General features: G+C 47.7%; 32 protein-coding genes and 7 tRNA genes. 36 read left to right on the top strand and 3 right to left on the bottom strand.

Going from position 1 to position 26613, the window contains the following annotated elements; genetic code table 11:
* From EZJ49_RS01240 to EZJ49_RS01230, 3 genes are all read left to right on the top strand, one after another.
* A complete protein-coding gene (locus EZJ49_RS01240) occupies nucleotides 1-1041 on the top strand; it encodes a thiamine ABC transporter substrate-binding protein (RefSeq protein WP_262553638.1) in 1041 nt (346 codons plus the stop codon).
* A gap of 77 nt (nucleotides 1042-1118) precedes the next feature.
* A complete protein-coding gene (locus EZJ49_RS01235) occupies nucleotides 1119-2501 on the top strand; it encodes an ABC transporter permease (RefSeq protein WP_262553636.1) in 1383 nt (460 codons plus the stop codon).
* The gene (locus EZJ49_RS01230; RefSeq protein WP_262553634.1) at nucleotides 2473-3114 is read left to right on the top strand and encodes an ABC transporter ATP-binding protein; all 642 of its coding nucleotides are present in this window, start codon (nucleotides 2473-2475) and stop codon (nucleotides 3112-3114) included. The genes EZJ49_RS01235 and EZJ49_RS01230 overlap by 29 nt, the downstream gene beginning before the upstream one ends.
* On the opposite strand, the gene EZJ49_RS01225 is transcribed toward EZJ49_RS01230, so the two are convergent.
* Nucleotides 3111-3566 (bottom strand): response regulator, encoded by a 456-nt coding sequence (locus EZJ49_RS01225; RefSeq protein WP_262553632.1) that lies wholly within the window; start codon nucleotides 3564-3566, stop codon nucleotides 3111-3113. The genes EZJ49_RS01230 and EZJ49_RS01225 overlap by 4 nt on opposite strands.
* A gap of 140 nt (nucleotides 3567-3706) precedes the next feature.
* Here EZJ49_RS01225 and EZJ49_RS01220 point away from each other — a divergent pair, with 140 nt between their 5' ends.
* The 19 genes from EZJ49_RS01220 to EZJ49_RS01135 all read left to right on the top strand — a co-directional run bounded on the left by EZJ49_RS01220 (nucleotide 3707) and on the right by EZJ49_RS01135 (nucleotide 11657).
* Nucleotides 3707-4006, top strand: a complete 300-nt coding sequence (locus EZJ49_RS01220; RefSeq protein WP_262553630.1) for a hypothetical protein — start codon at nucleotides 3707-3709, stop codon at nucleotides 4004-4006.
* The gene (locus EZJ49_RS01215; protein WP_262553628.1) at nucleotides 3996-4238 is read left to right on the top strand and encodes a hypothetical protein; all 243 of its coding nucleotides are present in this window, start codon (nucleotides 3996-3998) and stop codon (nucleotides 4236-4238) included. Before EZJ49_RS01220 ends, EZJ49_RS01215 begins: the two co-directional genes overlap by 11 nt.
* Nucleotides 4239-4244: 6 nt before the next feature.
* Nucleotides 4245-4320, top strand: a tRNA-Thr gene (locus EZJ49_RS01210).
* 187 nt (nucleotides 4321-4507) lie between these two features.
* Nucleotides 4508-4641, top strand: a tRNA-OTHER gene (locus EZJ49_RS01205).
* Between the two features lie 20 nt (nucleotides 4642-4661).
* Entirely contained in the window at nucleotides 4662-4994 is a 333-nt protein-coding gene (locus EZJ49_RS01200) for a hypothetical protein (protein ID WP_262553626.1), read from the top strand.
* Between the two features lie 7 nt (nucleotides 4995-5001).
* Nucleotides 5002-5077: transfer RNA gene (locus EZJ49_RS01195), tRNA-Trp, on the top strand.
* Between the two features lie 409 nt (nucleotides 5078-5486).
* Entirely contained in the window at nucleotides 5487-5819 is a 333-nt protein-coding gene (locus tag EZJ49_RS01190; RefSeq protein ID WP_262553625.1) for a hypothetical protein, read from the top strand.
* Nucleotides 5820-6490: 671 nt separating this feature from the next.
* A tRNA-Ile gene (locus tag EZJ49_RS01185) sits at nucleotides 6491-6566 on the top strand.
* A 314-nt stretch (nucleotides 6567-6880) separates the two neighbouring features.
* Complete coding sequence (locus EZJ49_RS16400) at nucleotides 6881-7069, top strand: superinfection immunity protein (RefSeq protein WP_410468743.1); 189 nt, start codon at nucleotides 6881-6883, stop codon at nucleotides 7067-7069.
* 162 nt (nucleotides 7070-7231) lie between these two features.
* A tRNA-Gln gene (locus tag EZJ49_RS01180) sits at nucleotides 7232-7308 on the top strand.
* 23 nt (nucleotides 7309-7331) lie between these two features.
* On the top strand, nucleotides 7332-7484 hold the full coding sequence (locus EZJ49_RS01175) for a hypothetical protein (protein WP_262553624.1): 153 nt from the start codon (nucleotides 7332-7334) through the stop codon (nucleotides 7482-7484).
* Nucleotides 7481-7888 (top strand): hypothetical protein, encoded by a 408-nt coding sequence (locus EZJ49_RS01170; RefSeq protein WP_262553622.1) that lies wholly within the window; start codon nucleotides 7481-7483, stop codon nucleotides 7886-7888. The genes EZJ49_RS01175 and EZJ49_RS01170 overlap by 4 nt, the downstream gene beginning before the upstream one ends.
* A 127-nt stretch (nucleotides 7889-8015) precedes the next feature.
* Nucleotides 8016-8174: a hypothetical protein gene (locus EZJ49_RS01165; protein ID WP_262553621.1), complete on the top strand. Its 159-nt coding sequence runs from the start codon at nucleotides 8016-8018 to the stop codon at nucleotides 8172-8174.
* 256 nt (nucleotides 8175-8430) lie between these two features.
* Nucleotides 8431-8505 (top strand) — tRNA-Cys (locus EZJ49_RS01160).
* Nucleotides 8506-8724: 219 nt separating this feature from the next.
* Nucleotides 8725-8800, top strand: a tRNA-Asn gene (locus EZJ49_RS01155).
* A gap of 101 nt (nucleotides 8801-8901) precedes the next feature.
* Nucleotides 8902-9411, top strand: a complete 510-nt coding sequence (locus tag EZJ49_RS01150) for a hypothetical protein (RefSeq protein WP_262553620.1) — start codon at nucleotides 8902-8904, stop codon at nucleotides 9409-9411.
* A gap of 60 nt (nucleotides 9412-9471) precedes the next feature.
* Nucleotides 9472-9987 (top strand): hypothetical protein, encoded by a 516-nt coding sequence (locus tag EZJ49_RS01145; protein ID WP_262553618.1) that lies wholly within the window; start codon nucleotides 9472-9474, stop codon nucleotides 9985-9987.
* Nucleotides 9988-10053: 66 nt separating this feature from the next.
* Nucleotides 10054-10368: a hypothetical protein gene (locus EZJ49_RS01140; protein ID WP_262553616.1), complete on the top strand. Its 315-nt coding sequence runs from the start codon at nucleotides 10054-10056 to the stop codon at nucleotides 10366-10368.
* A 464-nt stretch (nucleotides 10369-10832) separates the two neighbouring features.
* Nucleotides 10833-11657 carry a flagellin gene (locus EZJ49_RS01135; protein WP_262553615.1) on the top strand — a complete coding sequence of 275 codons (825 nt, stop codon included), beginning with the start codon at nucleotides 10833-10835 and terminating at the stop codon, nucleotides 11655-11657.
* Between the two features lie 180 nt (nucleotides 11658-11837).
* Here EZJ49_RS01135 and EZJ49_RS01130 read toward each other — a convergent pair whose 3' ends face one another.
* Entirely contained in the window at nucleotides 11838-12476 is a 639-nt protein-coding gene (locus EZJ49_RS01130; RefSeq protein ID WP_262553613.1) for a transposase, read from the bottom strand.
* Between the two features lie 437 nt (nucleotides 12477-12913).
* On the opposite strand from EZJ49_RS01130, the gene EZJ49_RS01125 reads away from it, so the two are divergent.
* A complete protein-coding gene (locus tag EZJ49_RS01125; protein WP_262553611.1) occupies nucleotides 12914-13747 on the top strand; it encodes a flagellin in 834 nt (277 codons plus the stop codon).
* Nucleotides 13748-13908: 161 nt separating this feature from the next.
* Here the strand turns inward: EZJ49_RS01125 and EZJ49_RS01120 are convergent, their stop codons facing one another.
* Nucleotides 13909-16257: a phosphoenolpyruvate carboxylase gene (locus tag EZJ49_RS01120; RefSeq protein WP_262553609.1), complete on the bottom strand. Its 2349-nt coding sequence runs from the start codon at nucleotides 16255-16257 to the stop codon at nucleotides 13909-13911.
* A gap of 155 nt (nucleotides 16258-16412) precedes the next feature.
* Between EZJ49_RS01120 and EZJ49_RS01115 the strand changes: the two genes are divergently transcribed.
* The 13 genes from EZJ49_RS01115 (at nucleotide 16413) to coaD (ending at nucleotide 26611) form a co-directional block, all read left to right on the top strand.
* Nucleotides 16413-16790, top strand: a complete 378-nt coding sequence (locus tag EZJ49_RS01115; protein ID WP_262553608.1) for a hypothetical protein — start codon at nucleotides 16413-16415, stop codon at nucleotides 16788-16790.
* Nucleotides 16791-17034: 244 nt separating this feature from the next.
* Complete coding sequence (gene fliD, locus EZJ49_RS01110; protein WP_262553606.1) at nucleotides 17035-18402, top strand: flagellar filament capping protein FliD; 1368 nt, start codon at nucleotides 17035-17037, stop codon at nucleotides 18400-18402.
* Between the two features lie 40 nt (nucleotides 18403-18442).
* The gene (gene fliS, locus EZJ49_RS01105; RefSeq protein WP_262553604.1) at nucleotides 18443-18850 is read left to right on the top strand and encodes a flagellar export chaperone FliS; all 408 of its coding nucleotides are present in this window, start codon (nucleotides 18443-18445) and stop codon (nucleotides 18848-18850) included.
* 23 nt (nucleotides 18851-18873) lie between these two features.
* Nucleotides 18874-19299, top strand: coding sequence for a hypothetical protein (locus tag EZJ49_RS01100; RefSeq protein ID WP_262553602.1), 426 nt, complete (start codon nucleotides 18874-18876; stop codon nucleotides 19297-19299).
* 146 nt (nucleotides 19300-19445) lie between these two features.
* Nucleotides 19446-20492 (top strand): tetratricopeptide repeat protein, encoded by a 1047-nt coding sequence (locus tag EZJ49_RS01095; RefSeq protein ID WP_262553600.1) that lies wholly within the window; start codon nucleotides 19446-19448, stop codon nucleotides 20490-20492.
* A 1-nt stretch (nucleotide 20493) separates the two neighbouring features.
* Nucleotides 20494-21105 (top strand): hypothetical protein, encoded by a 612-nt coding sequence (locus EZJ49_RS01090; protein WP_262553598.1) that lies wholly within the window; start codon nucleotides 20494-20496, stop codon nucleotides 21103-21105.
* Nucleotides 21105-21836 carry a glycosyltransferase family 9 protein gene (locus tag EZJ49_RS01085; RefSeq protein WP_262553596.1) on the top strand — a complete coding sequence of 244 codons (732 nt, stop codon included), beginning with the start codon at nucleotides 21105-21107 and terminating at the stop codon, nucleotides 21834-21836. Before EZJ49_RS01090 ends, EZJ49_RS01085 begins: the two co-directional genes overlap by 1 nt.
* On the top strand, nucleotides 21754-22581 hold the full coding sequence (locus EZJ49_RS01080; protein ID WP_262553594.1) for a glycosyltransferase family 9 protein: 828 nt from the start codon (nucleotides 21754-21756) through the stop codon (nucleotides 22579-22581). The genes EZJ49_RS01085 and EZJ49_RS01080 overlap by 83 nt, the downstream gene beginning before the upstream one ends.
* Nucleotides 22568-23251, top strand: a complete 684-nt coding sequence (locus EZJ49_RS01075; RefSeq protein ID WP_262553593.1) for a hypothetical protein — start codon at nucleotides 22568-22570, stop codon at nucleotides 23249-23251. Before EZJ49_RS01080 ends, EZJ49_RS01075 begins: the two co-directional genes overlap by 14 nt.
* Nucleotides 23252-23294: 43 nt before the next feature.
* Nucleotides 23295-25208: a PAS domain-containing sensor histidine kinase gene (locus EZJ49_RS01070; protein WP_262553591.1), complete on the top strand. Its 1914-nt coding sequence runs from the start codon at nucleotides 23295-23297 to the stop codon at nucleotides 25206-25208.
* Nucleotides 25205-25558: a response regulator gene (locus tag EZJ49_RS01065; protein ID WP_262553590.1), complete on the top strand. Its 354-nt coding sequence runs from the start codon at nucleotides 25205-25207 to the stop codon at nucleotides 25556-25558. The genes EZJ49_RS01070 and EZJ49_RS01065 overlap by 4 nt, the downstream gene beginning before the upstream one ends.
* Nucleotides 25555-26136: a 16S rRNA (guanine(966)-N(2))-methyltransferase RsmD gene (gene rsmD / locus EZJ49_RS01060; protein ID WP_262553588.1), complete on the top strand. Its 582-nt coding sequence runs from the start codon at nucleotides 25555-25557 to the stop codon at nucleotides 26134-26136. The genes EZJ49_RS01065 and rsmD overlap by 4 nt, the downstream gene beginning before the upstream one ends.
* On the top strand, nucleotides 26129-26611 hold the full coding sequence (coaD, locus tag EZJ49_RS01055; RefSeq protein ID WP_262553586.1) for a pantetheine-phosphate adenylyltransferase: 483 nt from the start codon (nucleotides 26129-26131) through the stop codon (nucleotides 26609-26611). The genes rsmD and coaD overlap by 8 nt, the downstream gene beginning before the upstream one ends.
* The last annotated feature ends 2 nt before the right edge of the window (nucleotides 26612-26613 follow it).

Raw genomic sequence — 26613 nt, 5'->3', positions numbered from 1 at the left:
GTGAAGCATTTTGTTCTATTCATCGCAGTTGTATTTCTGACGTTGTTTCTGGCAGTTCTAAATCGCACGGACAATGCGGCTCCGTCGAGCTCTTTGCCGACAGTGCGAGTATTTGGTTATGCGTCCTTTACAGGTCGCTGGGGACCGGGTCCTTTGCTGAAAGATCTTTTTGAAAAAACCTGCAAATGCAAAGTTGAATTTATCGAAGGCAGTGATTCCGGGATCTTGTTGCAGCGTCTGAAAATTGAAGGTGAAAGCCTGGGTGCAGATGTTGTCGTCGGTCTGGATCAATTTGATCTTTCCAAAGCCACGGCTGAACAGCCTTGGCGCAAGCTAAGTCTGGGGCAGTTGGATGTTTACGATGCCGTCAGACCGGCGTTGGCAAACAGTTACTTTGTTCCCTATGACTGGGGGGCTTTGACGTTCGTGGCTCGTCGGGGGGAACTGGTTCACATGCCGGGGTCTTTGGATGATCTGCTGGCGCCGGAACTGGCAAAGAAAATTGCCTTGCAGGACCCGCGTACCAGTTCTCCAGGGATGCAGTTTTTGTATTGGGTGATCCGCACCAAAGGTGAGGAGGAAGGCTTCCGTTATTTACAGAAGCTGATGTCACAGATTCACAGTTTCTCACCAACCTGGTCCACTGCTTATGGTCTTTTCACCAACAAGCAGACCAAACTGGTTTATTCTTATGTGACCTCGCCACTGTATCACGAAACTGAAGAAAAAAAGAAAGACTACCTGGCGCTGCCTTTCACGGAAGCGCTTCCGGTGCAGTTCGAGTTCGTGGGGATTCCAGACTTCTGTCGTCACTGTGATCTGGCCGAACAGTTTGTAAATCTGATGCTGTCGCCGGAAGGCCAAAAAATCATTATGGAAAAGAACTACATGTTCCCGGTGATGAAGGGTGTGATGGAAAACACTCCTTTTGCGCCACTGATGAACGTGAAGACTCTGCAACAGGTGGAGATTCTTTCCGCGACAGAAGTGGATCGTCTGCTGCGCCGTTGGACTGAAATCCGCCGGGGCGAACTCAATTGAATCTTCGTCAAATGCTCAGGATTGGACTGGTTCTTTTCCTGATCTTTCCCTTTCTTTTTTTGCTGACACAGTTTCAAGTGACCAGCTGGCCCGATATGGGCGAGCTGATCTGGGCCTTTAAGAACAGTTTTTTACAGGCGACACTGTCAGCCGTGTTTTCATTGGTGCTGGGGTTCTGGGTGGCTTTGGGGTTACTGGCCCTGAATTCCCCGCGCACACGTCGTTTGCGTTTTGTGCTGGAAGTCCTGTGTCTGCTGCCGAATTTTCTGCCGCCTATTTTTATTCTGCTATCCGCTTTAAGTGTGATTGATCCGTTTCCGATGGGGATTGCCGGGATCGTCATTGTTCACAGTTTGATGAATTTCGGTCTGGCGGCGGTGTTGTTGGCATCGACCATCGAAACGAAGCTGGGTGGAATTATTGAGCTTGCCTATGTGGAAGGTTCCAGTCGCTGGAGATTCCTGCGTCAGGGGCTTTTGCCGATGTTGAAAAAAGACCTCTGGCTTCTGGGGCTTTTTATTTTTGTGATTTGTTTTGGCAGTTTTGCAGTGCCTTTGATTGTTGGGGGCGGGCGAGGCACCACGGTGGAAGTGCTGATCTATGAAAAGATCCGTCTTTCCAGCCAGTGGGGGGATGCGGTTTTACTGGCCTTCTTGCAATCTGTCTTTATTTTTTCTTTGTCCTTTATTGCCAGTCGGGGGAAAGGCTCTTTGCATCACCGTCCGGCGAACTTGCGATTGCTGGGCAGCTATTCCGGACTGATGGTTATCGGGGTGTTGTCGTTTGTATATTTGTTCGGATACGCCCAGGGCTTTGTGTCGGGGCTTGCGATGATTTCCACTTTTTATGAATTGCAGTCAGCGCTTGTCTGGAATTTTTTAGGCAGTATTGTTCTGGGTTTGTCAGTTGGGGTTCTTTGTTATGGCGGACTGATGTGGATTGCTTACTGCTGGCCCAAGAAGTGGTTTGAAAGATTCCTGAATGGCTATGTGGCGCCATCGACTTCCTTGGCGTGTTTTTGCCTGTTGATTTTGGGGCCGAATGAAGGGCTCTATCCGTTCCTTAAGATCCCTTTGGCGCTGACGGTTTTAAGCTTGAACAGTTTGTTCCGCATGGGCTGGGATTCAGAGCTTCATGCCTTGCAGAATCAGATGACCGTGGCTTATTCCATGGGGGCTTCGCCGAATCAGATTTTCCGCGAAGTTTTGTTCCCTCAGTTGTCTCGTCGTGCGGGGCTGTTGGCGGGGATTGCCTCGATCTGGGCGTGCGGGGACTTTGCTGTTTCGCGGATTCTGGCGCATCATGATTTAAGCATTGCCATGATGACGGAAACCCTGATGTCGGGATACCGCTTGAATCAGGCCATTGTTTTAAGCAGTCTTATTGTCGTCGCTGGATTTATTTGTTTCGTAATTTGTGTTGGAGGAAGTCGTGTCCTTAGTCGAAAATTTGCACCGTGATTATGGCGACTTCAAATTATCCATCAACCAGTGGGAAATCCTGGATGAAGGCGTTACCGTTTTATGGGGACCTTCCGGCTCAGGCAAGACGTCTGTTTTTCGCATTCTGTTGGGGCTGGAAGACTGTCCCGGCATGAAGTGGACTTACCAAGGGGTGGATCTGGCGCGTTTGAAGACGCCGGATCGTCATCTGGGCGTGGTTTTTCAAACCCTGGATTTGTTTCCACATCTGACGGCAGAAGAAAATATGATGTTTGCGGCGCGGGCCCGTAAAGTTGATGCCGCCAAAGCGCAAGCTCGTATGAAAGAGCTGGTGGGGACTTTAAAAATGGAATCCTTTCTGCAAAGACCGGCATCAGTTCTGTCAGGCGGAGAAAAACAGCGTGTGGCCATTTCCCGTGCGATCATGGGAGAACCGCGGCTTTTATTGCTGGATGAGCCTTTTTCCGCTTTGGATCAGGAACTGCGCGAAGAAAGCCGCAAGCTGGTTAAAAATGTGATTGAACAGGAAAAGATTCCCACCTTGCTGGTGACGCACGATCAACGGGATGTTGAAGTGATGGCAAATAAAATCACCACCATTCGCAACGGTCAGTTGGTGGAAGGTTATTAGCCGATATAGCGCTGGATCATTTCCAGCAGGGCGGATTTCTTAATAGGTTTGGTCATGTGTTCGGAACAACCAACATCCAAGGATTTCTGCACATCTTCAGCCATGGCATTGGCACTGACGGCAATAATCGGCGTGGCTTTTGTACTGTTTTGCTGTTCCCACTCACGGATTTTTCTGGTGGCGGCATAGCCATCCATCACCGGCATCTGAATATCCATTAGAATTAAATCAAAAGGTTCTGCCAGAACCTTATCGACCGCATCTTTTCCATTTTCAGCCTGAACAACTTCAAACGGAAGCTTCTTCAAATAAGTCAGTAACAGGAAGCGGTTGTCTTCCGTATCATCCACAACCAAAATACGTGCTGTGCGAGTCAAAAGTGGTTCTTCGCGGCGGATGGCGCATTCCCATTGGAAATTCTGGCAAGCCTTGGTGCCTCTGCGGCCTTGCATGCTGGTTAGAATTCTGGCCTGTCACGCCGGAGGCACGGGTTCGATTCCCGTACACACCGCCAAATTTAAACCCTAGGGTTGTCAGTCAATAAACGACGTGCTATGATGACCCTATAACTTAACTCCAACTGGAAATCGTAATGCTCACTCTTGAACGTCTCGCTGAACTGATGCAGAATAACGTCCACCGTGTTGATGGTAACTTCCCCTACGATGTTACTCTCTATGATGACAACCCGGAAGAGAATGATGGTATTGATGTAAAGTATACCGACGATGAAGGTAATGTAGGTAACGTCTGGATTGAAGAGATTGTCAGTGTCGATGAAAATGGCCTGATTCATTGTCAGGACCACCTTGGCTCTGCAATCGAAGTGGAAATCTTCCAGCGTGTTACCAAGTTTGATCTGATGGTTAACGGAGCAAACAATGGAGCTTAATAGTCTACTGCGAAAGATTGATCGCGTCGAGGATGGGACTGTAATCTATATTGATGCAGTCTATAAGGTAGATCGCGCATATTTCGATGAAGATGGCATTCTCAGTATTGAAGCCTATCATTTCAACAAGTTGACCATTTTCAATATCGATAGAGTTAACAATGTGTTCAGTGATGATAAAATAGGTGTTGTTGGTGGTGACGAAGCGTTCATCATCGAATTCGTTAAGTAAAGTTTCGCCGGTTTAGCTCAGTTGGTAGAGCAACTGCCTTGTAAGCAGTAGGTCGGGGGTTCGAATCCCTCAACCGGCACCAAACACGTGGTATGATAGGCTGAAAGGCTTCTGGTAAACTCAGTTAGCGCTGAGGGTGAAGGTTCGATTCCTTCCGTCATACAGTTATTCGGGGAGGTCAGTTAAATCTGGATAACCAATAAAGGGCGTGAAGATACAGTCAGTGACCGAATTCTCTGGCTGAGGAATGTCCCCTCAACAAAATTCATGCCTATGTAGCTCAGTTGGGAGAGCGCTCCATAAACTTTATAACACGGGCTAAGTACACGTCGCGTTGTTAACATTCGGGTTGATCGCTGGATGTTGTTAGGAAAGGTCGCAGGTTCGAGTCCTGTCATGGGCTTCTAATTAAGAGAAAACCAAATGAAGAATCTATTAAAGAAGCTTTACGTAGAAGACACCACTGAAATTGATATTGATGTATCCGAGGATAATCTGTCTCTTAATGGTGAGAAGGTCCACACTCTATGTGTTGACGTAGTTAGTCGATCTGATTATACTTTTAGCAATAACCGCTTTATGTATGCAGTGATGGCTCTACTTCTTGTCGCATTGATCGTTTCTGCTGTAGCAGGATCATGGCTTGATGTTCTGGTTATCACCGCTATCATGTTAGCCAATATGCTTTCGGTAGATAAGGATGTAGACATTCACATCCAGACTAATACACGTGACAGTAGCGAAGTAGAAGAGTAAAATTTAAGGGCATGTAGCTCAATTGGCAGAGTAGCGGATTCCAAATCCGTTGGTTGTGGGTTCGACTCCTACCTTGCCCGCCAAACAAAGTGGTAAAATATATGAAATACTATATTGCTACAGAAGCCACATGGGATGACTGTTTAATCTGGAGAGAAGTCTCCAAAGAAGTATACGATTCCCATAGTGGATACAAGAAAAAGGGTTGACTTCGGTCAGCCCTTTCTTTATTATAGGCCCCATGAACCCCGACATTCTTTATACCAAAGTAACTTACCTAGGCAAGGGCCTCTATGGCTGTCGTGTCTATAACCGCAAGACCGACCTACCGCTGGTTGAAATTCGCGTCTGTAAAAGGTTGATTGGTAGCGCATTCCGCGATATGCTTCGCACTCTGGACAAGTTGGGTTGGGATAGCCCGATGGCTGACGCTTCCCGACACAGAGACAAGTCCTACACCCAAAACCCCGGCAAATACATCTGGTATTACTAATGTCAATCAAACACCTAGAAACCCTATACAAGCTGCTGTCCACCCATCATGTGCTTCTGGAAAATGAACACTTTGTGGAATCCGTCAGTCTCGTTGACGAAAGTATGATCGCTCGTCGCCCGTCAGGCTGGTTCTGTAAGAATGATCTACCGCACGTAGATATTAACGCCAGTCGCTGGGGCAGTATTCAGGTTGACGCCTATGCCGTGACTCAGAGCGGTTCTATCATGGTAGTTGATGATTCCGGCCATAGCTGGCATTTGCAGGTTCTCACACCCATGGATATGCACCAAGTCAAGAATCTCCTAGATGAATTGAAGGAAGACGAATGAAGAACATCATTCTAGCAATTCTCACAGCCCTTTCCCTATCGGCCTGTATCTCAGTGCCGTACTACCAGCCTGTCTATGGCTATCCTCGCACCTATGCTCCGCAGTATCCCACCCATTGGGAAGTGCGTCCTAACTACTCCCCCTCTCAAATGTTTTCTTGCAATACCGTTTTGATCCGTGGTATAATTAAGTACACCACCCCTTATGGGTACGTGGTAGTAGCCAACAACGGCGAACTGTACGATAACTGCGTAAAGTATTAATCGGCTCGCCCTTGCATAGTGTTTCTAGATAGAGTACAATAGAACTCTAAAAGGAAACACTATGCTAACCACTTCAATTAACGTTTTTGCTTATGATAAGGAGACGAAGCGTCGTCTAAACACACATGCTGTGTATTCGCGTTCATTCCCCGGTGCTGTACCGGTCCCCAACAAGGGTGATCGATTCGGCCATCTAAGCTGGACATTCCCTGTTTTTGATGTACTATACACCTACCTAAACGATACCGTCCGCGTTGACGTGTCCATTTGGGTAGAAACTGATGAACAGCGTCACGCACTTCTAGACGTTCGTTAAAAAAGAAGTGGTAAGCTTCGATAGATGATGATACGATATCACTAAGTCGAAACTGCTGGGATGTGAGGTCGGGACTGCCCCAGCACGAATTTGGGTCTATAGCTCAATGGTTAGAGCGTGGGACTCATAATCCCTTGGTTGCAGGTTCGAGTCCTGCTGGACCCACCACATTTAAAGGTAAACATATGGGCGTCGTCTTTGGCTTTATTCTATTTGCAGCATTCTGGATCATAGTCGGTTTAGTCACTGTATTCCCTCGAATTAAAGTAAGTGTATTGCTATTGACTCCTGTGCTTATCATTGGTACAATTGTATACATCATCAATAGGTTCTAACATGGTTATTCTATTAACTTTGTTCATTTACCTTTTTATAATGGGACTATTGACATGGAATTTCACCCGTGTTAACTTGAAAAAAGAGTTAACCACTATAGCCCTTATTATAGCGGGTCTAGCTTTTATGATTTATATTCGATAACAATGCTCACTTTTCTAACATTCACATTCCTTTACTTCCTACCCGTCATCATTGCAGTTGTACGTGATTGCAAGAACAGTCCTGCGATCTTCATTCTAACAATGCTGGCCGGTTGGACTGGTGTGGGTTGGTTCATTGCCCTATGGTGGGCGCTATTCGGGAAACCTGAACGTGCTGCTAATTATAGCTGATGTAATGATCGCTCTGTCTATTGCTGCTGGTGTCGCTCATGTGATACCATGCGGCTCTAAGCAAGAGACTGTCATGCAGTTTGTGTTCGTAGCAATTGGCACATTCATGATGACATTGGGCTTTACAATCCACTAAATAGCCTGTATAATACAACTTCATTCAGGGGTATAGCCAAGCGGTTTAAGGCAGTAGGTTTTGATCCTACCATGCGAAGGTTCGAATCCTTCTACCCCTTCCAATTCAAATCTTAGAGTAATAATCATGTCCCGCATTAAGCAGTTGGCTATCGATATTGTCGAAGATTCTCAGGAAGATATTGACGTAGAGCGCGATGTTGCGCTAGTCTATATCCCACGCGAGGCACAAAAGCCTTATATCCCTTCACGTTCCGAACTAATGGAAGACCTCCCATGATGGCAGATGACTTTGGCGGCGGTGGTCCCGTTCGTCCGTATGACTCCGCACTAACCAATTACGAATTGCGCGAACAAAACAAGGCTCTTAAAGAAGAGCTTAAAGAAGTCAAGGACGAACTAAACGTCTATAAGATGGCTCCGCTGCGTCGTAGTTGGCACAACTTCAAGAAAGGCTTTGTAAATTGCATTCCTTATATTGTCGTTCTAGGTATTCCTCTTGCTGTGGTAGGTGCTGTCAGCTTCGGTGACAAATACGCAACTAAGCGCGATTATGAATCGTGTGAGTTCGCTGCCAAGATTCAGGCTACCAAGTTTGAATTTGACAAGAACAACAAGAAGTGCTATCTTTACGATTCCAAATTTGAAAGGTATATGCCTCATGGCATCAAGAACCCCGATTAAAGACGCATTCAACGCGGTATGGGAACCTATTAAGATGCCCGCTGGCGTCATCCTAGCTGCGGCTACTGGTGTAGCCATCTTTGCTGTACCGATTTACCTAGCAACCCGCTATGAATCGAAACAGCCTATGACAGTTTCCAAGTGTCGTGGTATCAAGCAAGCTATTGACCCATCAGCTACGTACATGTATGATATGGATATGTGCATTGCTCGTAAGGAAGATGGCACTCTGTACTCCTACACCGTGATTGATGGAAAGATCAAGCGCGAAGAAATCAAGCTCTAAAGTAAATAAGGTATTAACATGGAAGAATACAACGTGCATAATACCAAATTCGTTAGGACGATGATATGGATTGGCAAGGCGATGGCTCTTTGTTTGAAGCCATTAGCTACGGCTATAGCAATTTTCATCTTGCTATTAGTCATGTTGATAGATGCGATACGCGAAACAATTAAAACGTGGGCGCCTACTATTGTAGGGCTTGCAATTCTAGGTGCGATGGGTTACTTTATCTACCGCATACTTACACTTTAACAACGGCCAGTTGACAGAGCGGCAGATGTGACGGATTGCAAATCCGTTTAGGTGGGTTCGACTCCCGCACTGGCTTCCAATTTAAGGAAAACTATGAAGCGTTTGGGCATTGCTTTACTACTGACTCTCCCTATCAGTGTCATCGGATTCCTATTCGGTGCATTCCAAGGGGTGCGAGGGGTTGACTTGGTAGGTGGAACTGCTATCATGAGCCTTATCACAATGTACCTGCTGTGGACTGAGAATATTCAGTTTACACGTAAGAAAAAGTAATACTAAATAGTTTGTATAATTTAATGGATCTGTAGCACAGCGGTTAGTGCATCGCCCTGTTAAGGCGAGGGTCATAGGTTCGAATCCTATCAGGTCCGCCATTTTGAAAACCACCTTCGGGTGGTTTTCTTCGTTTCAGGGGTTGACAAGGCATCTAGGGCGATTTATTATAGGCACCTACTCCAACAACGGAACCAAACCAATGAAGACTGTAACCAAGACAGAAGCTCAGGACATGCTGGATGCTGGTCGCATCAGTAGTTCGTATTTCAAAAAGAAGTATACGATTCTAATGCCGAAGGAAGCTGCACAGAATTGGCTGGACGCACTGCGCTCTGGTGAATATATTCAGTCAGCGATGGTGCTTCATAATCCGACGACTGGTGGTTTCTGCTGCCTAGGCGTTGAGCAGTATTGCAATAATGATGGTTACGTAGAAAATAATTACAAAAGTGACAAGGATAAGAACGGAAACTTCCTCGGTTATCCGACCATTGGCTATCAGCAAGAGCGTGGCTATCTGTTCGTTGACGCAGACAATTGCAAGACTGGCAATCCTGCATTGCGCAAGGGTCGTACTGCAAACCTCAATGACTCCACTTATGAAGTTAAGAAGAAGGTGAACCAGTACGCAACCAAGAAGGTAAAGCTCCATACTAACGATTTCGCCAAGATGGCGGATTACCTTGAAGAAGTGATGCTAGTCTACTAAGACTTGACACCATCCTAACCATCATCTATAATTCACCTAATCCAACAACGGAACCAACCCATGAAGACTGTAACTAAAGCCCAAGCTGAAAAGATGCTTAAAGATAAGAAGATCGAAGTTGCCCTATTCGATCAGGGATACACCATTCTAATGCCGAAGAAGCGCGCTCAGAAGTGGCTAAAGGCTCTACGCTCTGGTGAATATATTCAGGACGATGGCCAGCTACATAGTTCAGTCTCGGGTGGCTTCTGCTGCCTCGGCGTTGAGCAGTATGTTAATAACGGCAAGGTCGTGGAGAATTCATTTAAGAGTGAAACCTGCGATCTAGGCGAATGGGCAAACTTCCCTAGCCACAAGTACCTAGAGGAAGCCGGTATGCTGTATGTCAATAGCTGGAACAACAAGTCTGGTGATCCGTACATCAAGAGTGAAGACGAATGCGTCTCCGAACTGAACGATGAAATTGGCCGCGTAACCCGTAAGGTTAACCAGCACAAGACTGTGACCCGTTCGGTACACGTCAATGACTTCACCAAGATGGCAAGCTACCTTGAAAAGGCAATGCTAGTCTACTAAGAAATTGCTTGACACCTGATTCAAACCACTCTATACTAACCACCTACCAACTAGGAAACTAAACAAATGAAGAACGTTCTACTGGCTGTTGCTCTAATGTCCGTCTCGGCTTTTGCTACGGCTCAGACCGTCGCCTCGGAAACCACTCAGCTACCGGATGGTACGATTGAAACCCGTATCCCGAAGATTGAACTTGAGGCCTCTTCCGACATTGCTTACTACGTTGTTGCGAGATCTGGAAGCTATAGAGTGGGGAGGTTCTCTAATACTGTGGAATTAGTTTCTTTGGAAGAGACTTTGATTTCAGAGCTTGTTCAGCAGAATGCAGACTTCATTTTCGATCGCACTATTCCTGTGGATCAAGATATCCGGTTGCCCTAGCACCCATGTAACATAACACTTCGATAAATCATCGTTTTTTAGCCCTAGGTCGAGCCCGTACTGGACCTAGGTCGAAAATTTTTGGGTCCTTAATTTCCAGTAAAATCAAACACTAAGCAAAGCGCCAAAAAAAATCCTGGACCTTAGGCTAAAGTTTTCAGGACCTAGGTCCGAAGAGTTTGTTGTACACGTTGGGCAAGCTAAAAAGGACCTCCAGATCAAATCAGGATACCTCCTCTTGAAGCTCAAGCTCCTCGAAAGAAACGACCAATCACCGTTTCTGAGAGGGGCGGCTCCAACCATAAATTTGTTTTTAAAAATTTAAGAAGAAACGAAATACAACAATTCAGATCACGGGACGTAGGCGGATTTCGGGTGTTCAAAAGGTAAGTGGTGCTACCTTCGATCATTTTAGATTCCATAAAAAACCAGCGGCTCGGATCTCTTATCCCTAGGAGGTTCTAATGGGCTTAAGAATCGCAACTAACACCGCATCTATCTCAGCGCAACGTGTGCTATCCAAACAGCAGAAACGCGCAGAGCATGCCGCACAGGCATTGGCTTCTGGTAGCCGTATCGTAAATGCGGCGGATGATGCCGCGGGCTTGGCGATTTCTGAAAACTTCAAAGGACAATTGAAAGGTATCGGTCAGGCGCGAAACAACGCCAACAATGCCATTTCCTTTGTCCAGGTGAGTGAAGGGGGCTTGAATGAAGTCTCCAACATTCTAGTGCGTCTGCGTGAGCTGGGAGTGCAGGCAGCTTCCGACACTGTGAGTGACACAGAAAGGGAGTTCCTAAATAAAGAAACTCAACAACTTATCCAAGAGGCGGATCGTATCGCCAAGACGACGGTCTTTGGTACGAAGAAGATGCTTGATGGTACTGCCGGAGCGATGGAGTTCCAGGTGGGTGCTTACTCGGATGAGAATAACGTGATCAAATTTGAATTCGATGCTGATGCCACATCAAGTGCGCTGGGTATCGACAGTATTGCGATGGCTGACAGGGGCGATGCGCGAGACTCTCTGGAAACGGTGGATAAAGCCATCGAAAAGGTGAGTGGTATGCGCGCGAACTTCGGTGCGATGCAATCCCGAATGGAATCCGCAGTGAGTAATCTTGACGTGTCCTATGAAAATCTGTCGGCCGCGAACTCTCGTATTCGTGACACAGACGTGGCAAGGGAAACGGCAGAGATGACGTCCGCGAGTATTCTGCAAAACACCGCAGTGTCAGTATTGGCTCAAGCCAACCAACTGCCGCAAGTGGCAATGAAACTGGTTTAATTCTATAAAAGAAATTTATTAAGATTTACATTCGCGAATTACGGAATGTCGGAAGAGGCCTGTTCTGGGATAAGGTCTCTTTCGGGAAGAGGGGTCGCCCACATATACTCCTCGTCTTAAGCCCACCCCGGGGACACCCGTCCCCGGGGATTTTAGAAGGTGCCTGGTGACTTTTTACACCTACAGCGCGTCAACTTCTAAATGGGATGGACGATTCTTATAAGGGCTGATTCGGAAAACACCTCTTCTCAGGCCTTTTTGAATCTTTTCCCAGTCATCTTGTCCGGGGTCAGTATTTAGCCACTCTAGGGTAGTAAGTCGTGATTTCCATGTTTCCCAGTGAGAGTCGTCGCTGATGGGAACATCCATCTTCTCCAATCCAAGAAGACTTCTTAGTGTCGAGTATCGATAATCTTCAACCCTGTCACATAATCCCGCCTCAACCGGATTTCGATATAAGTATTTATAAGCATGTTGATAGTAGAGCTGACTTGATAAGAGGCTGCGGTGAAACCGTGATCCATAAGTGACATTGATTCTATTGCTAAATGCCCGAAGATCTCGTCCGGATTCTGACATGAAGAACCGCATAGATTCACTTAAATTTCCATTTGGTGCCGAAGCTATCATATGGAAGTGGTTACTCATCAATACAAACGCATGAATTCGAATTCCAAAAGCCAAATGGATAAAGTGCAGATGAGTTGTCATCACTCTCCAGACATCTTCTGGTTCGACTGAAAACCAATCACGATTAATGCATCTTGCGGTTAAGTGATAAGGCAGTTCTGTGTGGCAGATAAATTTATTTCTTCCCATGACAAGCCTCTCTTTCAATTGAAATTCCTAGATCAAAGCCTCTCAGACCTTTGTTTTGTGTCCGGATACTGAATTTTTGATGCGGTGTAGGTGTAAAAAGTCACCAGGCACCTTTTCTTGGTCGGGGTGGACTTTGGGTTTGGCTGGACCTTGGTCTTGGAAAAGGCAGGGTTTTGGTCTGTTTTTCAATACGTTGGTCCAGCTTTTACTGGATCATGGTCCAGAAGTGCAGGACCCGACTAAAGCCTTTCAAGACCTCGCCGAAAGGTATGTCAGAAGCAACGACGAGACTGAAGTCGAAAGCCTCGAGAAGCTCGCAAGGAGTGATTGCCTTACGAAACTTCGCTTGAGAGTGCCCAGACAAAAGTTGAGTCACCAACGTGTACAACAGGTCAGCCTAAGTAGGTATAAGGCGGCCGAATTAATGGAGGTCCCAAATGGGAATGAGAATTTCTACGAACGTATCCGCGATCAATGCACAGAGAACAATGGTGAACTCTCAGCGTGATATCGGTAAATCAATGTCACAATTGGCATCCGGCTCCCGCATCAATAAGGCGGCAGACGATGCAGCAGGTTTGGCGATCAGTGAAAACTTAAAATCACAAATTCGCTCTCTAGGTCAGGCTTCCCGAAATGCGAACGATGGTATCTCCATGGTTCAGACAGCAGAGGGTGGTTTGTCTGAGATCTCCAACATCCTGACTCGTATGAGAGAATTGGGTGTTCAGGCTTCTTCTGACACTATCGGTGATACAGAGCGTGGCTTCCTGGATAAAGAGGTTCAGCAATTGAAAGCTGAAGCACAACGTATCACTCAGACAACTAGATTCGGTACAACAAAACTTCTGGATGGTTCCGGCGACAAGTTCGACTTCCAGGTAGGTATTAATAATGACGGTGAAGCAGACAGAATCTCCTTCAACGCCGGTGAAACAGATGCAACAACATCCAGCTTGGGAATTGAAGGTTTCGACTTCTCTTCCAAAGAAGGCGCACAAGATGCCCTGGCAGCAGTGGATAAGGCACAATCTCAAGTGAATGGTTTCCGCGCAAGTCTCGGTGCCCTTCAAAACCGATTGCAATCCACAGTTGATAACTTGGGTGTGCAACACGAGAATATCTCTGCAGCGAACTCTCGTATCCGTGATACAGATATCGCAGCGGCAACAGCAGAGTCCACTCGTAACCAGGTTCTTTTGCAGGCAAATACATCCGTACTGGCTCAAGCCAATGCGATGCCAAACTCTGCACTAAGATTGATTGGTTAATATTAGAATCGTTTATAAGGATTTGACCTGAGAGGGCACCTCCGTTCCCTCTCGGTACCAACCTACCCAGGAAGACTTAGAGCTTCCTGGGGTACTTAACGACGCCGCCTCGGTTACGAGGTTTTCTGCGTTTAAACGGAGCAGTTCTTACTTTTTAGAAATCATCCCGTCGTCAGCATTCCGCTGGCAACCCCGGTGACAGTTTCACGCAAAAGTTTGATGTCCTTTTTCTCCAGAGCAATCAGTTGCAGGACATTCAGTGGATGAATTAATGGAGACCGCAGTCCGATACTGGTCTTCAGCCACGGGCGATACCATAAAAGATTATTTTCCTGAGTCAGCTCTTTCATGCACTTCAAGGCCGCACGGTATTCTGCTTTGAATCTGCGTTCGTAATCAGCCCGCAGTTCCGTGGGCAGCTTTGAACAGCGAAGATAGAAGAAAAACACATCCAGTTCGGCCTTCTGTAAAGTGAACCCCAAAGCTTTGATGTAAGATCGGAACATCGCGGATTCTTTCAGAATGCCGCGATATTTCTGCTTGGTCTTGTTGTCCAACCCCTGCCAGAAACTTCCCACACCCCACCAAGTTGGGAACAAGGCGCGAGTTTGAGTCCAGCACAGAACCCACGGAATGGCGCGAAGACTTTTTATCTGCACCGGTCCTTGTCTTTTTGAAGGTCGAGACCCCATACGCAGGTCTTTCATAAATGAATATGGGGTGGCCTTTTCAATCAGTTCCAGAAATGAGGGCTCCTGCAAAATGGTTTGATAGGAAGCCTGTGTTGCCTCAGCCATTTGCTGAAGAAGGTGGTGCGAGGGTCTGGATTCCTGTCGAGCGGGCTTGTTGCGGCGATCTGACCTGTTTTGAATCAGAAGGTTGATTTGTTTTTGCAGAATAGGCGCCGAGTTATAACTGCGATAAACCATTTCCCCTTGCACAGTCATCTTGACGTTCTTTAATGCGGATAAAGGCCACCACTCAGTTTGCTCCTGAATGGAGCCCCCACCACGTTCAATGCTGCCACCGGAACCGTGGAAAAAGATTGGTGTCAGCTTGTGTTTTGATATGATCTTTTCCAAATCGTGCATGGCTGACTGAATCAGGAAGCGCGAAGCGAAGGACCCATTTTCCTTGGCAGAGTCAGAATATCCCAGCATCACTTCCATTTGAGCGGACCAGAGATTTCTAGCAAGGCTCAGATTTTTTTTCTTATTTAAAAACTCTGCAGTGATAAGGCGGGAATTTTTCAGGGAATGAGAACTTTCGAACAAAGGCACCACCGGGATGCGGGCAGCCCCCAGAATTTTTTTACTAAGCTGAACACCGGCCTCGATGTCGGCAGCCGACTCGCACTGGCTTAGGATGAAGCCCCGCACGTAGTCCCGAGGATTGTGATCTGGGCAGATCTGGCCAAGGGCTTTCAGCATTTTCGAGATATTCATGGTCGCGGTGGATTTCTGAAGGGCCTCGTGCACCAAGGTGCTGTCCTCGCGAATTTCCAAAGGCACGACCAGCGCCGGGAAGACCTTCAGAAGACTGCGGATGGCATTTAAGTTTTCGGACTCAGCCCCTAACAGCTTTAGATGCTGATGGGACAGCCGCTGAACTTTGGCTGCCCAACCTTGTACCTTCTGATCATCACCCTTGTAAATTCTGTTCAGTGTCTTGATTTGCTGCTTTAGCTTCAGGGAGTCTGAAAGGAAAAGGCCCAGCTCCTTTTTCTCCTGCAGGCCTGAATGTGCCAGCGGTTGGATGTCGTTTAAGTGAAGATCGAATCTTTTTAGAACCCACTTCAGCAGAATCTTGCGCGACATGGAAAGACTTCCAAGTAGGGTCTTTTCGTTCACACCGGGGTGACCATCTTTATCTCCGCCGACCCAGGTGCGTACATAGAAAGGCAGCCGGTTCTGGCGTTGCTCGATAAAGATATCCAGGATGTCATCCTGAAGGATTAAAGAATAAATGTATTCAGCCTCGTCCATGACAGAGGGCTTTCGTTGTTTTGACAGCGGCAGGTGCCAGGCCAAGCGGATCAGGGCGTGAAGTTTTCGGGTTTGCGGAGCTTGCTGATCGTGCAGACGTTGCACCATCAGATCATGAATTTTTCGTAGATAGTGAATGATATCCGCATTACGGGATTCCGTGGGATGAGCAGTCAGAACATGGATAATGCGGCCATAGGGGTGATCTTCAGAAGAAAGGGGTGTTGTTCCCTCCTGCTCCAACCTGAATGTGCGATAAGCAGATTCACAGGCATTAATCAGCTCAAGCATCAGTCCGAAAGAGTGCGCAATGTGAAATTGCTCCTGGGCGTTTAGATTTTCCAGTTTCTTTTTTAGCTTCAATAATCCCTGCATGTCATTGCTTGAAGGGGATTTCACATAACGACGGATCTGTTCGATGCGATTGAATGCGACCGGGCCCAGTTCGGCGCGAATGACGTGGCCTAACTCGGTGATAGACCAATCGACAAGAGAGGTGAGTTCTTTGGCAAGACGTTGTTGCATGGTGGGTCCTCCTCTACGTAGGGATAGGGTACGCCTCTTTCATTCGTCTAGGAAGCAAGTTTGTGCTCTGGGCAAGAGTCTTGGATTGATGCGATATGCTGAGAAAAAACACCAGGCACCTTTTGGGGGTGGGGGAATGTGCCGATAAGATGGGCATGAATATCAAGGGACTGATCTCTAACATTTTACCGAATAATGAGGTTCGCAATGTCGAGTCCATCGGTAAAACTATCAAGTCCGATTCCACTCATGATCGCGATGCCAACGGGCAAGAGCAGTATCAGAGTCAGGAGCAGCCTCAGCATGAGCCCATGACCGAGGAGCAACTGGAAAAATCCATGGAGCATCTTCGTAATCTGCCTGCGATGAAAGAGCACAAGTGGACCGTGGAACTTGAAGTCACAGAGAGCGGACGATTCGTTCTTGTGAAGGATAATCTGGGCACACTGATCCGTCGTATTCCTGAATTGGAATTGTGGACTCTACCCACGGACGACTCTCCAAGAGGACAGTTACTGAAGCGTTCCGCTTAAGTTTAATTTCACCCTGTGCATTTGATTCCCGGCTGGAGGTCCAGCAAAAAGACCCGCCGTCAAAATCCCTGCCGCGTAAAATCCATTAGAGCCCTGATTCCCGGCTGGAGGTCCAGCAAAAAGACCCGCCGTCAAAATCCCTGCCGCGTAAAATCCATTAGAGCCCTGAAAGCCTTGCTACTGGCCTTTCCTAGAGACATTTAATTGACTCACGGTCACTGAATCATTTTGACACAATGAATTCATGGCAGGATTCCGAATTACAGGCATGGCCTCTGGGCTACCACCAAATATCGTTGAGCAGCTGATGGATGCTGAGCGTATTCCTGTGAAACAAATGGAAGTCGGCCGCGCGAAGCAAGAGGATAAACTCAAGCTGGTGCAGGATCTGGAAACCAAGGTGAACGATATCACCAAGAATCTGGGTGAGCTGACCTCCAGCAGCGGTTTCATCGACAAGAAATTCCTGAGTGGTGATCCAAATATTGTGGATGGCCAGGTCGATCCTCAAACTGCGATCCCGGGGGACTATGCACTGGAAGTGGTGCAGTTGGCGCAGAAGCCAGCGGCCATTTCCAACGGCTTCCCGGATAAAAATGAAACTCAGATGGGGACTGGATACATCAAATTCCAAACCCCGGAAGGCACGAAGGAAGTTTACATCAATGGCGGCAATTCCACGTTGGAAGGTGTGGCCAAGCAGATTAACTCCTCTAACGTGGGACTTAAAGCGCAAGTGCTGGAAGATCGTAAGGATAAGGACAATCCTTTCAAACTTCTGGTGTCGGGTCTGGCAACAGGTGACGACAATCAGGTCAGCTTCCCAAAGATTTATCTTCTGGATGGTGATCAGGACATGTTCTTTGATGAATCCCGCAAGGCTCAGAACGCGAAAGTAAAAGTCGATGGTTTTGAGATTGAACTTCCCGACAACAAATCCACGGATTTGGTGCCGGGTGTAACTTTGGATTTTAAATCGGCAGCTCCGGGCCGCGAGATTCGCCTTTCCGTGAAGGAAAATCTTGAGGTCATTAGCGGCAAGATCAAAAGCTTCGTGGATGCTTACAACGCAGCTTTGGAATTTATCCAGAAGCAGAACAAGCTTCAGGCCGGAAACGGCAAGAATCCGTCATTGGGCCCTTTGGGTGGTGACGGGATGTTGCGCTCGATTGAAAACAGTCTGCGCCGGGTGATCCTGAATCCGCAGATGGGTGTGGAATCTCCGATTCGCCGTGTGGGTGAGCTGGGGATCGAATTCAATCGTAACGGTACTTTGAACTTTTCTCAGGACAAGTTCAATAAGGTGCTGCAAGCCAATCCGCAGGGGGTTGCAGCCTTCTTGCGTGGTGATGGATTTGCGACCGGATTTGTTTCCACGGTGAAACGTGAAATCGGGAATTTGGTGAACGGGCAGTTCGGAACAATCTCCAACCGCAAACGTGGTTTGGAGGATCGCATCAAGCAGGTGAACAACCGTATTGAAACGAAAGAACGCCAATTGGAGAAAAAAGAGGACAGTCTGCGACGCAAGTTTGCGGATCTGGAACAGAAGATGTCGGCGCTGAATGCCCAGCAGGCGAAGTTTGCAGCGATGGCACAGCCACAGGGTTAAGAACGTTGAATGTTGAACAGGAAGATGGAGTGAGGGGCCTATGAACAAGAACGCGTATCAGAAGTACAAAACAACTTCCGTACAGAGCGCCAGTCGGGAAAAGATTCTGCTGATGCTTTACGAAGGTGCTATTAAGTTCACCAAGCTGGCAATCAAAGCCGCTGAAGAAAAGAAGATCGCTGATCGCGGGATGAATATCGGCCGTGCTTTCGACATCATTATGGAATTGAACAACACCCTGGACCATAAGGTCGGTGGTGAAGTCGCCAATCAGCTGGAACAGCTTTATATGTTCATGATGGAACAATACACCAAAGCCAATATCTCCGGCAGTCCGGAGCCATTGAAAGAGAACCTGAAGCTTTTGAACACTTTGTACGATGGCTGGGTTCAGGCAGTGGAAAAACTAAAACAAGAAACCAATAATTCAGACAAAAAAGCGGGTTAAGAATGAGTCACTGTGGAGGGGACATGACCAGAATCATCACGTTGTTGAACGAAAAAAATCACTACCTCGAGAAATTCTACTCTTTGAATGAAGTGGAACTGGCGAATTTTGCCCAGGGGCAATTCGACAATCTGGAACACTTCTATCAAACCCGTGACAGAATTCTGGATGTTCTGAAGTATGTGGATGCACAGATCGAAAAAGCCCATGATGAAATGGGAGCGGAAGCGATCATTCCGGAAAACGAGCGCCGTGAGGTGAAAGAGGCTTTGGCGATCAAGGATGAATACGTGGCCCGTATCATTGAACAGGACATTCAGGTTCTGGCATGCATCGAAATGGCCAAGAACTCCATTATTCGCGAATTGCAGGAAGTTCGCCGCAACCGTAAAGCGGTTGGTGGTTACAAGACCAAGACCTTCAATCAGCGTCTGGATGAAGAGGTCTAGGAAAAATATTCCTGACAAAAACATGACGGCAGGTTCAGCGAAAGAGTCAAACAACTGGCTGAGTCTGCCTCAGAATCAATTAAATCACAAAGCACCTATTGGCATCTGTGTTGCTCCTTCAAATCTGCGCGAGGAGATCACGTCAGATGTTGGAAAATCAGATCGTTCAAAAGTCCAGTGAAATTGCTGGTGTCAATTCAAGTCCTGAAAGCTATCAGGATGCACCCAAGATTTATTTTGATCCGCAACAGGCTATTGCCGATTTTGAAGCGGAAGTGTCTGAAGTCAAAGAAGTAAAGATTGTCGATGAACGTGTGGCAAGGTTCATCCGTAATGCTCAGGTGCTGATGAAACACCGCGAGTATCCTTTGGCAATGAACCTTCTAAGAGAGGCTTCCAATAAGGATTCCAGGAACCCCGTCACATTGACGATGCTGGCAAACTGCCTGGATAGAATGTCCCGTGGTTCCGAGTCTTTGATTGTGCGCAAGACTCTGGCTGAAGTGGATTATGGCTTTGAAAATCTGCATGGTTATGCGACGGCACTTTATAAAGCCGGTCGCGATCAGGAAGCTTTGGATAAATACTATGAAGCTTTGGCTGTACTGACTGAAGAAACCTCCACTCTGTTTGAGACTTATAAAAACATGGGCAATATCTTCGTTCGTCAGGGCGACTTCGATGGAGCTGAAGAGTACTATAATAAAGCCTACACTTTGAATCCCCAGTCCGATGTTCTTCTGGTGAACTTCGGCACACTGGAAGTGCAACGCAATGATTATGACAAATCCCTGTTCTGTTTCCGCAAGGCCGTGGAGATCAATCCGGAAAACGACAAAGCCTGGGTGGGACTTGCCATGGTACACAGTCAGTTCGGTGACATTGAACTGGCATGGGCGAATATTGAATCCGCAATTGATATCAATCCACAAAATAGAACAGCTGTTCATTTGGCAGCAAACTGGGGATTGCGCGATGGTAAGTTACAAAAAGCCATCGAAGCACTTCAAGGGTATCTTGCCAGTGTGGAAGAAGACGAGGATATGTCACTGGTTCTGATCAACTTGCTATGCAGCGCTGGTCAGGTGGATCAGGCATTGCTTGAAATGGAACGTGTTCTTCTTTGGAACCCGGATCATCAGGAAGTTCGTAATTTAAAAAAGAAACTGACCGCTTCACAGAAGGTTGCCTAACATGTCAATGATCACATTTTCTGAAAACCACGAATCTTCATTGATTGCTTTTGAAGAAGGTCAGCCTCTGGCCTCTTTGCATGATCCTCGCGGTGAAGGCCTGAAATGGGCTTATTCTTTGGGTGTTCTTCCGGCGGAACACGTTGTTGTTGTCGGCCTGGGGGCCGGATTCCATATTGCAGCGCTGGCGGATGTGGACCCGGATGTGCGTATCACGGTTGTGGAGTCCCGCGAGTCTTTGATCCCAGTATTCCGCTCTCAGTTCCCGGAACTGGAAGACCGTGTGGAAATCCGCGTGGTTCAGGACGCGCAGGATCTGTTCAAGTCCGAGCTTTTTCAGGAGATCCTGAATCATCGTTCGTTCGTGCTGTCCTTCCATGAATGTTGGGGGCAACAGGCAGATTTCTTTGCAGAGCTATTTTCTCATATGACAGGTCGCTCTGTGGATTCCCTGAAATATCATTTTCAGGAATTTGGCATCAATATGAAGGCACTTTACAATTTGCCGCGCCATAATCTTTCCATCAACGACATTGCGCCGGTGGTGGAAGCTTCCGTAATGGCGGAAAATCAGAAACAGATTTTCCGCGTGCTGGGTGAGCTGGTGAAATAATGAAAATTCTGGTTCTTTCCCTTTTAAGGCTTGGTGACATCATCCAGCAGGAACCTCTGCTGCGTGCGTTGCGTGCAAAGCATCCTGAGGCTGAAATTCATCTTTTGGTGAATCGTCAGTTTGCACAGGTTGAAAAGCTGATGCAGGGGCTGGTGGATCGCTATATTCATTTTGATCGTGAAATGATTCAGCGGGGCCTGGGGGAAAGCGGATTTAATATTCTTTGGTCCTTCACGCAGGTGCAGGAACTGGTGAATTCTTTAAATGCCGAAGGCTATGATCTGGCGTTGAACTTCACTCACAATAAACTCAGTGGCTATCTTTTGGGGGCTTTGGAAGTTCCGCAAAAGCAGGGTCTTTATCATGCTGAAGGGCGCTTTCAGGGGTTGAACAACCGCTGGATTCGCTACTTCAACGAGCGTTTTTCAGGTTCACAGAAGTCCTTGTTTCATTATGTGGAGCTTCTGGGAAATTCCTTCGACCTTCCCGTTCAGCCGCAAGCGCGAGGGGAAAAGAAGAAAAGCAAACGCATCCTGTTCCAGTGTCTGACCAGTAATGATAAGAAGAACTGGGGTCTGGAACACTTTGCTGAAATAACAGAACCATCTGCCTTACGTCCGAAATCTGGTTTTATCTGTTGTGACATTTTTGACGGCGTCAGTGGCTTTGGCGGCAAATCCGGTGGTATTGATCGGTTCTGCGGGGGAAGCCCCGGTGGCATTGCAGATTGAAGCTGAAGTCAAAGAGCTTCAGTTTGTGAATCTTGCGGGGCGCACGCAGATGTCGGATCTGTTTGCGATTCTGAAGAATGCGGAATTGCTGATTGGATGTGACAGTGCACCGATTCATGTGGCGTCTTTGACGGATACTCCGACTTTGAACATCAGTGTCGGGCCGGTGAATTTCTGGGAAACGGGTCCGAAGGCAAGCTTGGGCTTTATCTATCGGGCTGAAAATCAGGAAACGATTGTTCCCGAACAGGTGGGGCAGGCAATGGCAGATCTTCTGGCAGGACAGGTGATGCCGGGACTGATTGTTCGGACCGGTGGCCTTGTGAGCTATGCTCGCGAAGAGTCAGCGGCGGAACGGTTCCAGTGGGACTTGGTTCAGGCCCTGTATCTGGGCGGTGATTTCCCGATAGCCGAGCGCATGGAAATTGTTCAGGGGGCGATGAAGCTTAATGATATCAACACTTTTGCGATGGAACAGCTGGCTCTGCTGCCGACGCTGGGTGTGGAAAAAGTGGCGCCATTCCTGGATAGCGCCGAAGAAGTTATTTCAAATATTAGCCGAATGGTTCCGGAATTGAGTCCTTTAGTAAGCTGGTATCATGCGGAAAGAATCCGCATTGCACCCGGCACGCTCGAGGAAATCCGTACCGCAACTTTGAATGTGCATGAGCGTCTTAAACGCCATCTTCATGTTTACATTCCGCATGAGGCACTCAAGGAAGAGGTGGACAATGGAGCGGTTTAAAGTCAGCGGCGAGGATCTGCGCAACTTCTATCAGGAGAATATTCCCCTGGCCAAAGTGTTCAGCGATATCGAGCAGGATTTGCGACACACCAATCAGGTGGTCTGCCGTTATATCGTGAACGGTCTTGAAATCGCCGAGGCGGATGAAGCCCGTTTTTCGACGGTGACATTGGAACAGATTGAAACTTTGGAATATCTGACTGAAAACAGCCGTGATCTGACCGCATTGGTCTTGCGCGGCTGGATGGAGGCTTTGCCAGAGCTGATGCAAAGAACTGAAAGCCTGGCCAAGCGCATGCGTGTTCAGGGATTGAGTGGTCTGTTGAAGCCCATTCACGATCTGGTTCAGAACTGTGAATTTTTGATCGACAGCGCAATGACGATCAAGGAAACCATGGGGGATCAGTTCCTAGGGGGAAGTCCAGTTCGTTGGGAGAAAACTGAAGCTGAAAGTAAAAGAACGGTTCTTGAGGCTTTGCGCGCTTTGGAAAATAAGGATTTTGTTCTTTTAGCGGATGTCCTGGAGTATGATTTGAACAATGTTCTTCAGATGTGGCTGGACCACTTGAGGGTGTTGGAGAAATCACTGAATGGCGAATACTCAGGGTCTTATTTCGATTCCGAACAAACTGGACCCAATCCTGTGGGTCGGAAACGTATCGCCAATTAGACTTCCTCATTTCTTCCCGTTTCAAAAGCGGGAGGTTGAGATCGTGTTCAGAGCCTCCACCAGCGAGGCTCTGCCTCTTTTGCAAACCCGGCGTTTTTCCTCGATCTTGGTCCAGGGTTCCTCTGACAGCGAGGCCTTGGAATTCCTTTATAAAGCCCGAACTTTGCAGCCTATGGCGCCGCGACTGTTGATCGCAGAGGACCTCAATGAACAAGAGGTGCGCGAGGGGATCAATAAGGCTCAGGTGTATCGCTTTATGCGCTGGCCTTTGTCTGAGCATGAAATCTGGGAACAGCTGGAGCTGGCATTGCAGCGTCACTCCATGTTTCTGTCGCGCTCCTTACTGCTAAAAGAATCCTCGCACCAGAACAAACAACTGGAAGCCCTGACGCATTCGTTGGAGGCCATGGTCGAAGAAAGAACCCAGTACATTGAAATGTCCCACCACGAGGAAAGTGAAAAGCTGAATCGTGAGCGTCAGTTGATCCGTTTCATCAAGGATCTGGCGACACAAACATCTTTTGAGGACATTCTGGCGATCTTGCGTAAAGAATTGCGCAAGTTCCATAAAATGGGCGATCCGATTTTATCATTCCGTCTGGGAGGTGCTAAAACCTTCTTCCTGAGTTTTCAGTCAGGTCACTTTACCCAGACAGAGTCGGCCAGCTATTTCGAGTTTCCGAAGGCGGCACAGGTGCCAAGTGCGGAGCTGACTCGTTATTTTGCCAATCACTTTGGCAGGCCTTTTATTAAAGCCTATGTTGTTCCTTTTGAATTGCGTCTGACCAGTCATCTGACCAGCGGGCAGGGCGAAGCTATTCTGTGCATTGAAAACTCTTTGAATGACAAAGAGATGGGCCCTTTTGTGGACTTTATGAGCGACCGTGTGCGCCCTTTAAGTATGGCGCTGGATCGCGTTCTTTTGGAAAGTCAGTTGTCCGGATTTTCCTATCGCTGGGAAAAAACCTTCGATGGCATGCGCGATCCAATCGCGATTGTGGATATTGATTACAATGTGGTGCGCGCCAATCGTAAGTTCAGCGATCGTTTTATGCACCATAAATGCTATGAAAGCTTTGCTCATCGCCAGGCGGCCTGTGAGGGCTGCCCGGTGCCGCAGGCCATGAAAGAAGGGGCTCCGGCGGCAGGACAGATTCAGGTGGATGGGCGTATTTATCAGGTGCACAGCTATCCGGTTCTTTTGGATCAAAGCACAAGGCCTACCAATGTTGTGAATCAATATGTGGATATCACCCAGTCGCGTGAGTTGTACTTACGCATGTTACAAAGTGAAAAAATGGGTGCCATTGGGATGCTGGCCGGGCATATCGCCCATGAGCTGAATAATCCTTTAACGGGACTGCGTTCGTTGTCCCAGGTCTTGTTGCAAGAGGCCGATCAGGGCAGCAATTTGCATTCTGATCTGGTGGAAATTGAAAAGGCCACGGCGCGGTCTCAGCGAATTATTAAAAATCTTCTGGATTTTTCCAAGGGCGAGGATCAGCCGTCGGAGTACATCAGTGTGGACGAAGTGGTCGAAAGAACTTTGCCGATGCTGAAGTCGGCGCTGCGCACCCATCGTTTGGAAGTGGATCTGGAAACCTTGGGGCAGACAGTTTTTGTTGAGCCGCACCTGTTGCAGCAGGTGGTCTTTAATCTGATTAACAATGCCTGTCAGGCGATGAAAGAGGCGGGCCGTCTGAGTGTGAGAACCCGTCACGATCAGGGGCGTATCTATTTGGAAATCGAGGATACGGGGCCGGGGATTCCGGAAGACATCCGTCGGCGTATTTTTGAACCCTTCTTTACGACAAAAAAAGAAGGACATGGTACGGGTCTTGGGTTAAGTATGTCTAAGTCAGTCATCGAAAAATTCGGGGGAACCATCGAGTTCCGTAACGTCGAGCCGCACGGCACTTGTTTTGTGATTGTGCTGCCGCAAAGGAATGCGCCGTGAAGATTTTGATTGTGGATGATGAGGCTCTGGTTCGTCGTTCTTTAAGCCGTGCCTTAAAAGGCAAGGGCCACGATGTGGTGGAAGCGGCGGACGGCAATGAAGGCCTGCAATTGTGGCAGAACTCCAAGCCGGATCTGGTTTTTCTGGATGTTCTGATGCCGGGAAGAACCGGGCCTGAAGTTTTAAAGGAAATGCGGGAGCAATCCGAAGCCAAGGTGATTCTGATGTCGGCTTTTGCCGGTGAACATAACATGGAGACGGCTTTGCAAATGGGAGCCAATCTTTTTGTGCCTAAACCATTTGAGGATATTTTTGCTGTCGTCAAGATGGCCGAGGATTTGGAAAGATGAGAATTATTGCGGGGAAATATCGTGGACATCAACTGGTCTCTTTCAATGCAGACCATATCCGCCCCACAACTGATCGTGTAAAAGAGACCTTGTTCAATAAACTGCAATTTGAAATTGAAGGATCAAAGGTTGCCGATCTTTTCTGCGGCACGGGGAACTTGGGGATTGAGGCTTTGTCTCGTGGCGCTGAGTTCTGCACGTTTGTGGAAAAAAATCCCAAGTCTTTGACGATCACTCGTCAGAACTTTGAAAAGCTGCGGGTTCCGGCCTCTGATTACAAAATCGTCAATATGGATGTGATTGCCTTCCTGAAGTCCTATTCGGGCGAGGCTTTTAATATCATCTTCGCGGACCCGCCGTTCACAGAGAAAATGGCCCACGCGGTGATGGAAGCCGCCAGTGGCAGCGCCGCCTTCGGGCCGACGACTTTGCTGGCCATTGAATCCCAGGCCAAAGAAAGAATGGAAGATCGTTACGGCGCAGTGGTTCGTTACAGCAAGAAGGAATATGGCGACAAGATTCTAAGCATGTTCTGCCACGAAAGCGCTTTGCAGCAGGAAGAGGAAACTCATGAGTAGAATTGCCGTTTACCCTGGAAGTTTTGATCCGATCACGATGGGACATGTGGATATCATCAACCGCATTTCGCCGTTGTATGATCAGGTGATCGTTTTAGTTGCGCAATCTTCCCAGAAGCAGAGCATGTTCACTGGCGAAGAACGCAAACAGTTGATAGAAAAATCCCTGTCGCACCTGAAAAACGTCAAAGTGGACATTTTTGGTGGTTTGACCGTGGAATACATGAAAAAGGTCAAAGCCGAGGTCATTGTGCGTGGTTTGCGCGCGGTGGTGGATTTTGAATACGAACTGACCATGGCAAATATGAATCGCAAACTGGCTCCGGACTTTGAAACCATGCTGGTCTTTGCCAGCCCCGAGTACTACTACATTTCCTCGCGCGGGGTGAAGGAAGTGGCCATCAATGGTGGCGCTTTAAAGGATCTGGTTCCGGACGTTGTTATTGAAGCCATGAATGCAAAACTGAAAAAATAAAG

Source organism: Bdellovibrio bacteriovorus (assembly GCF_025558485.1).
Taxonomy (GTDB): Bacteria; Bdellovibrionota; Bdellovibrionia; order Bdellovibrionales; family Bdellovibrionaceae; genus Bdellovibrio; species Bdellovibrio bacteriovorus_G.
This window is presented reverse-complemented; position numbering and strand designations above follow the sequence as displayed.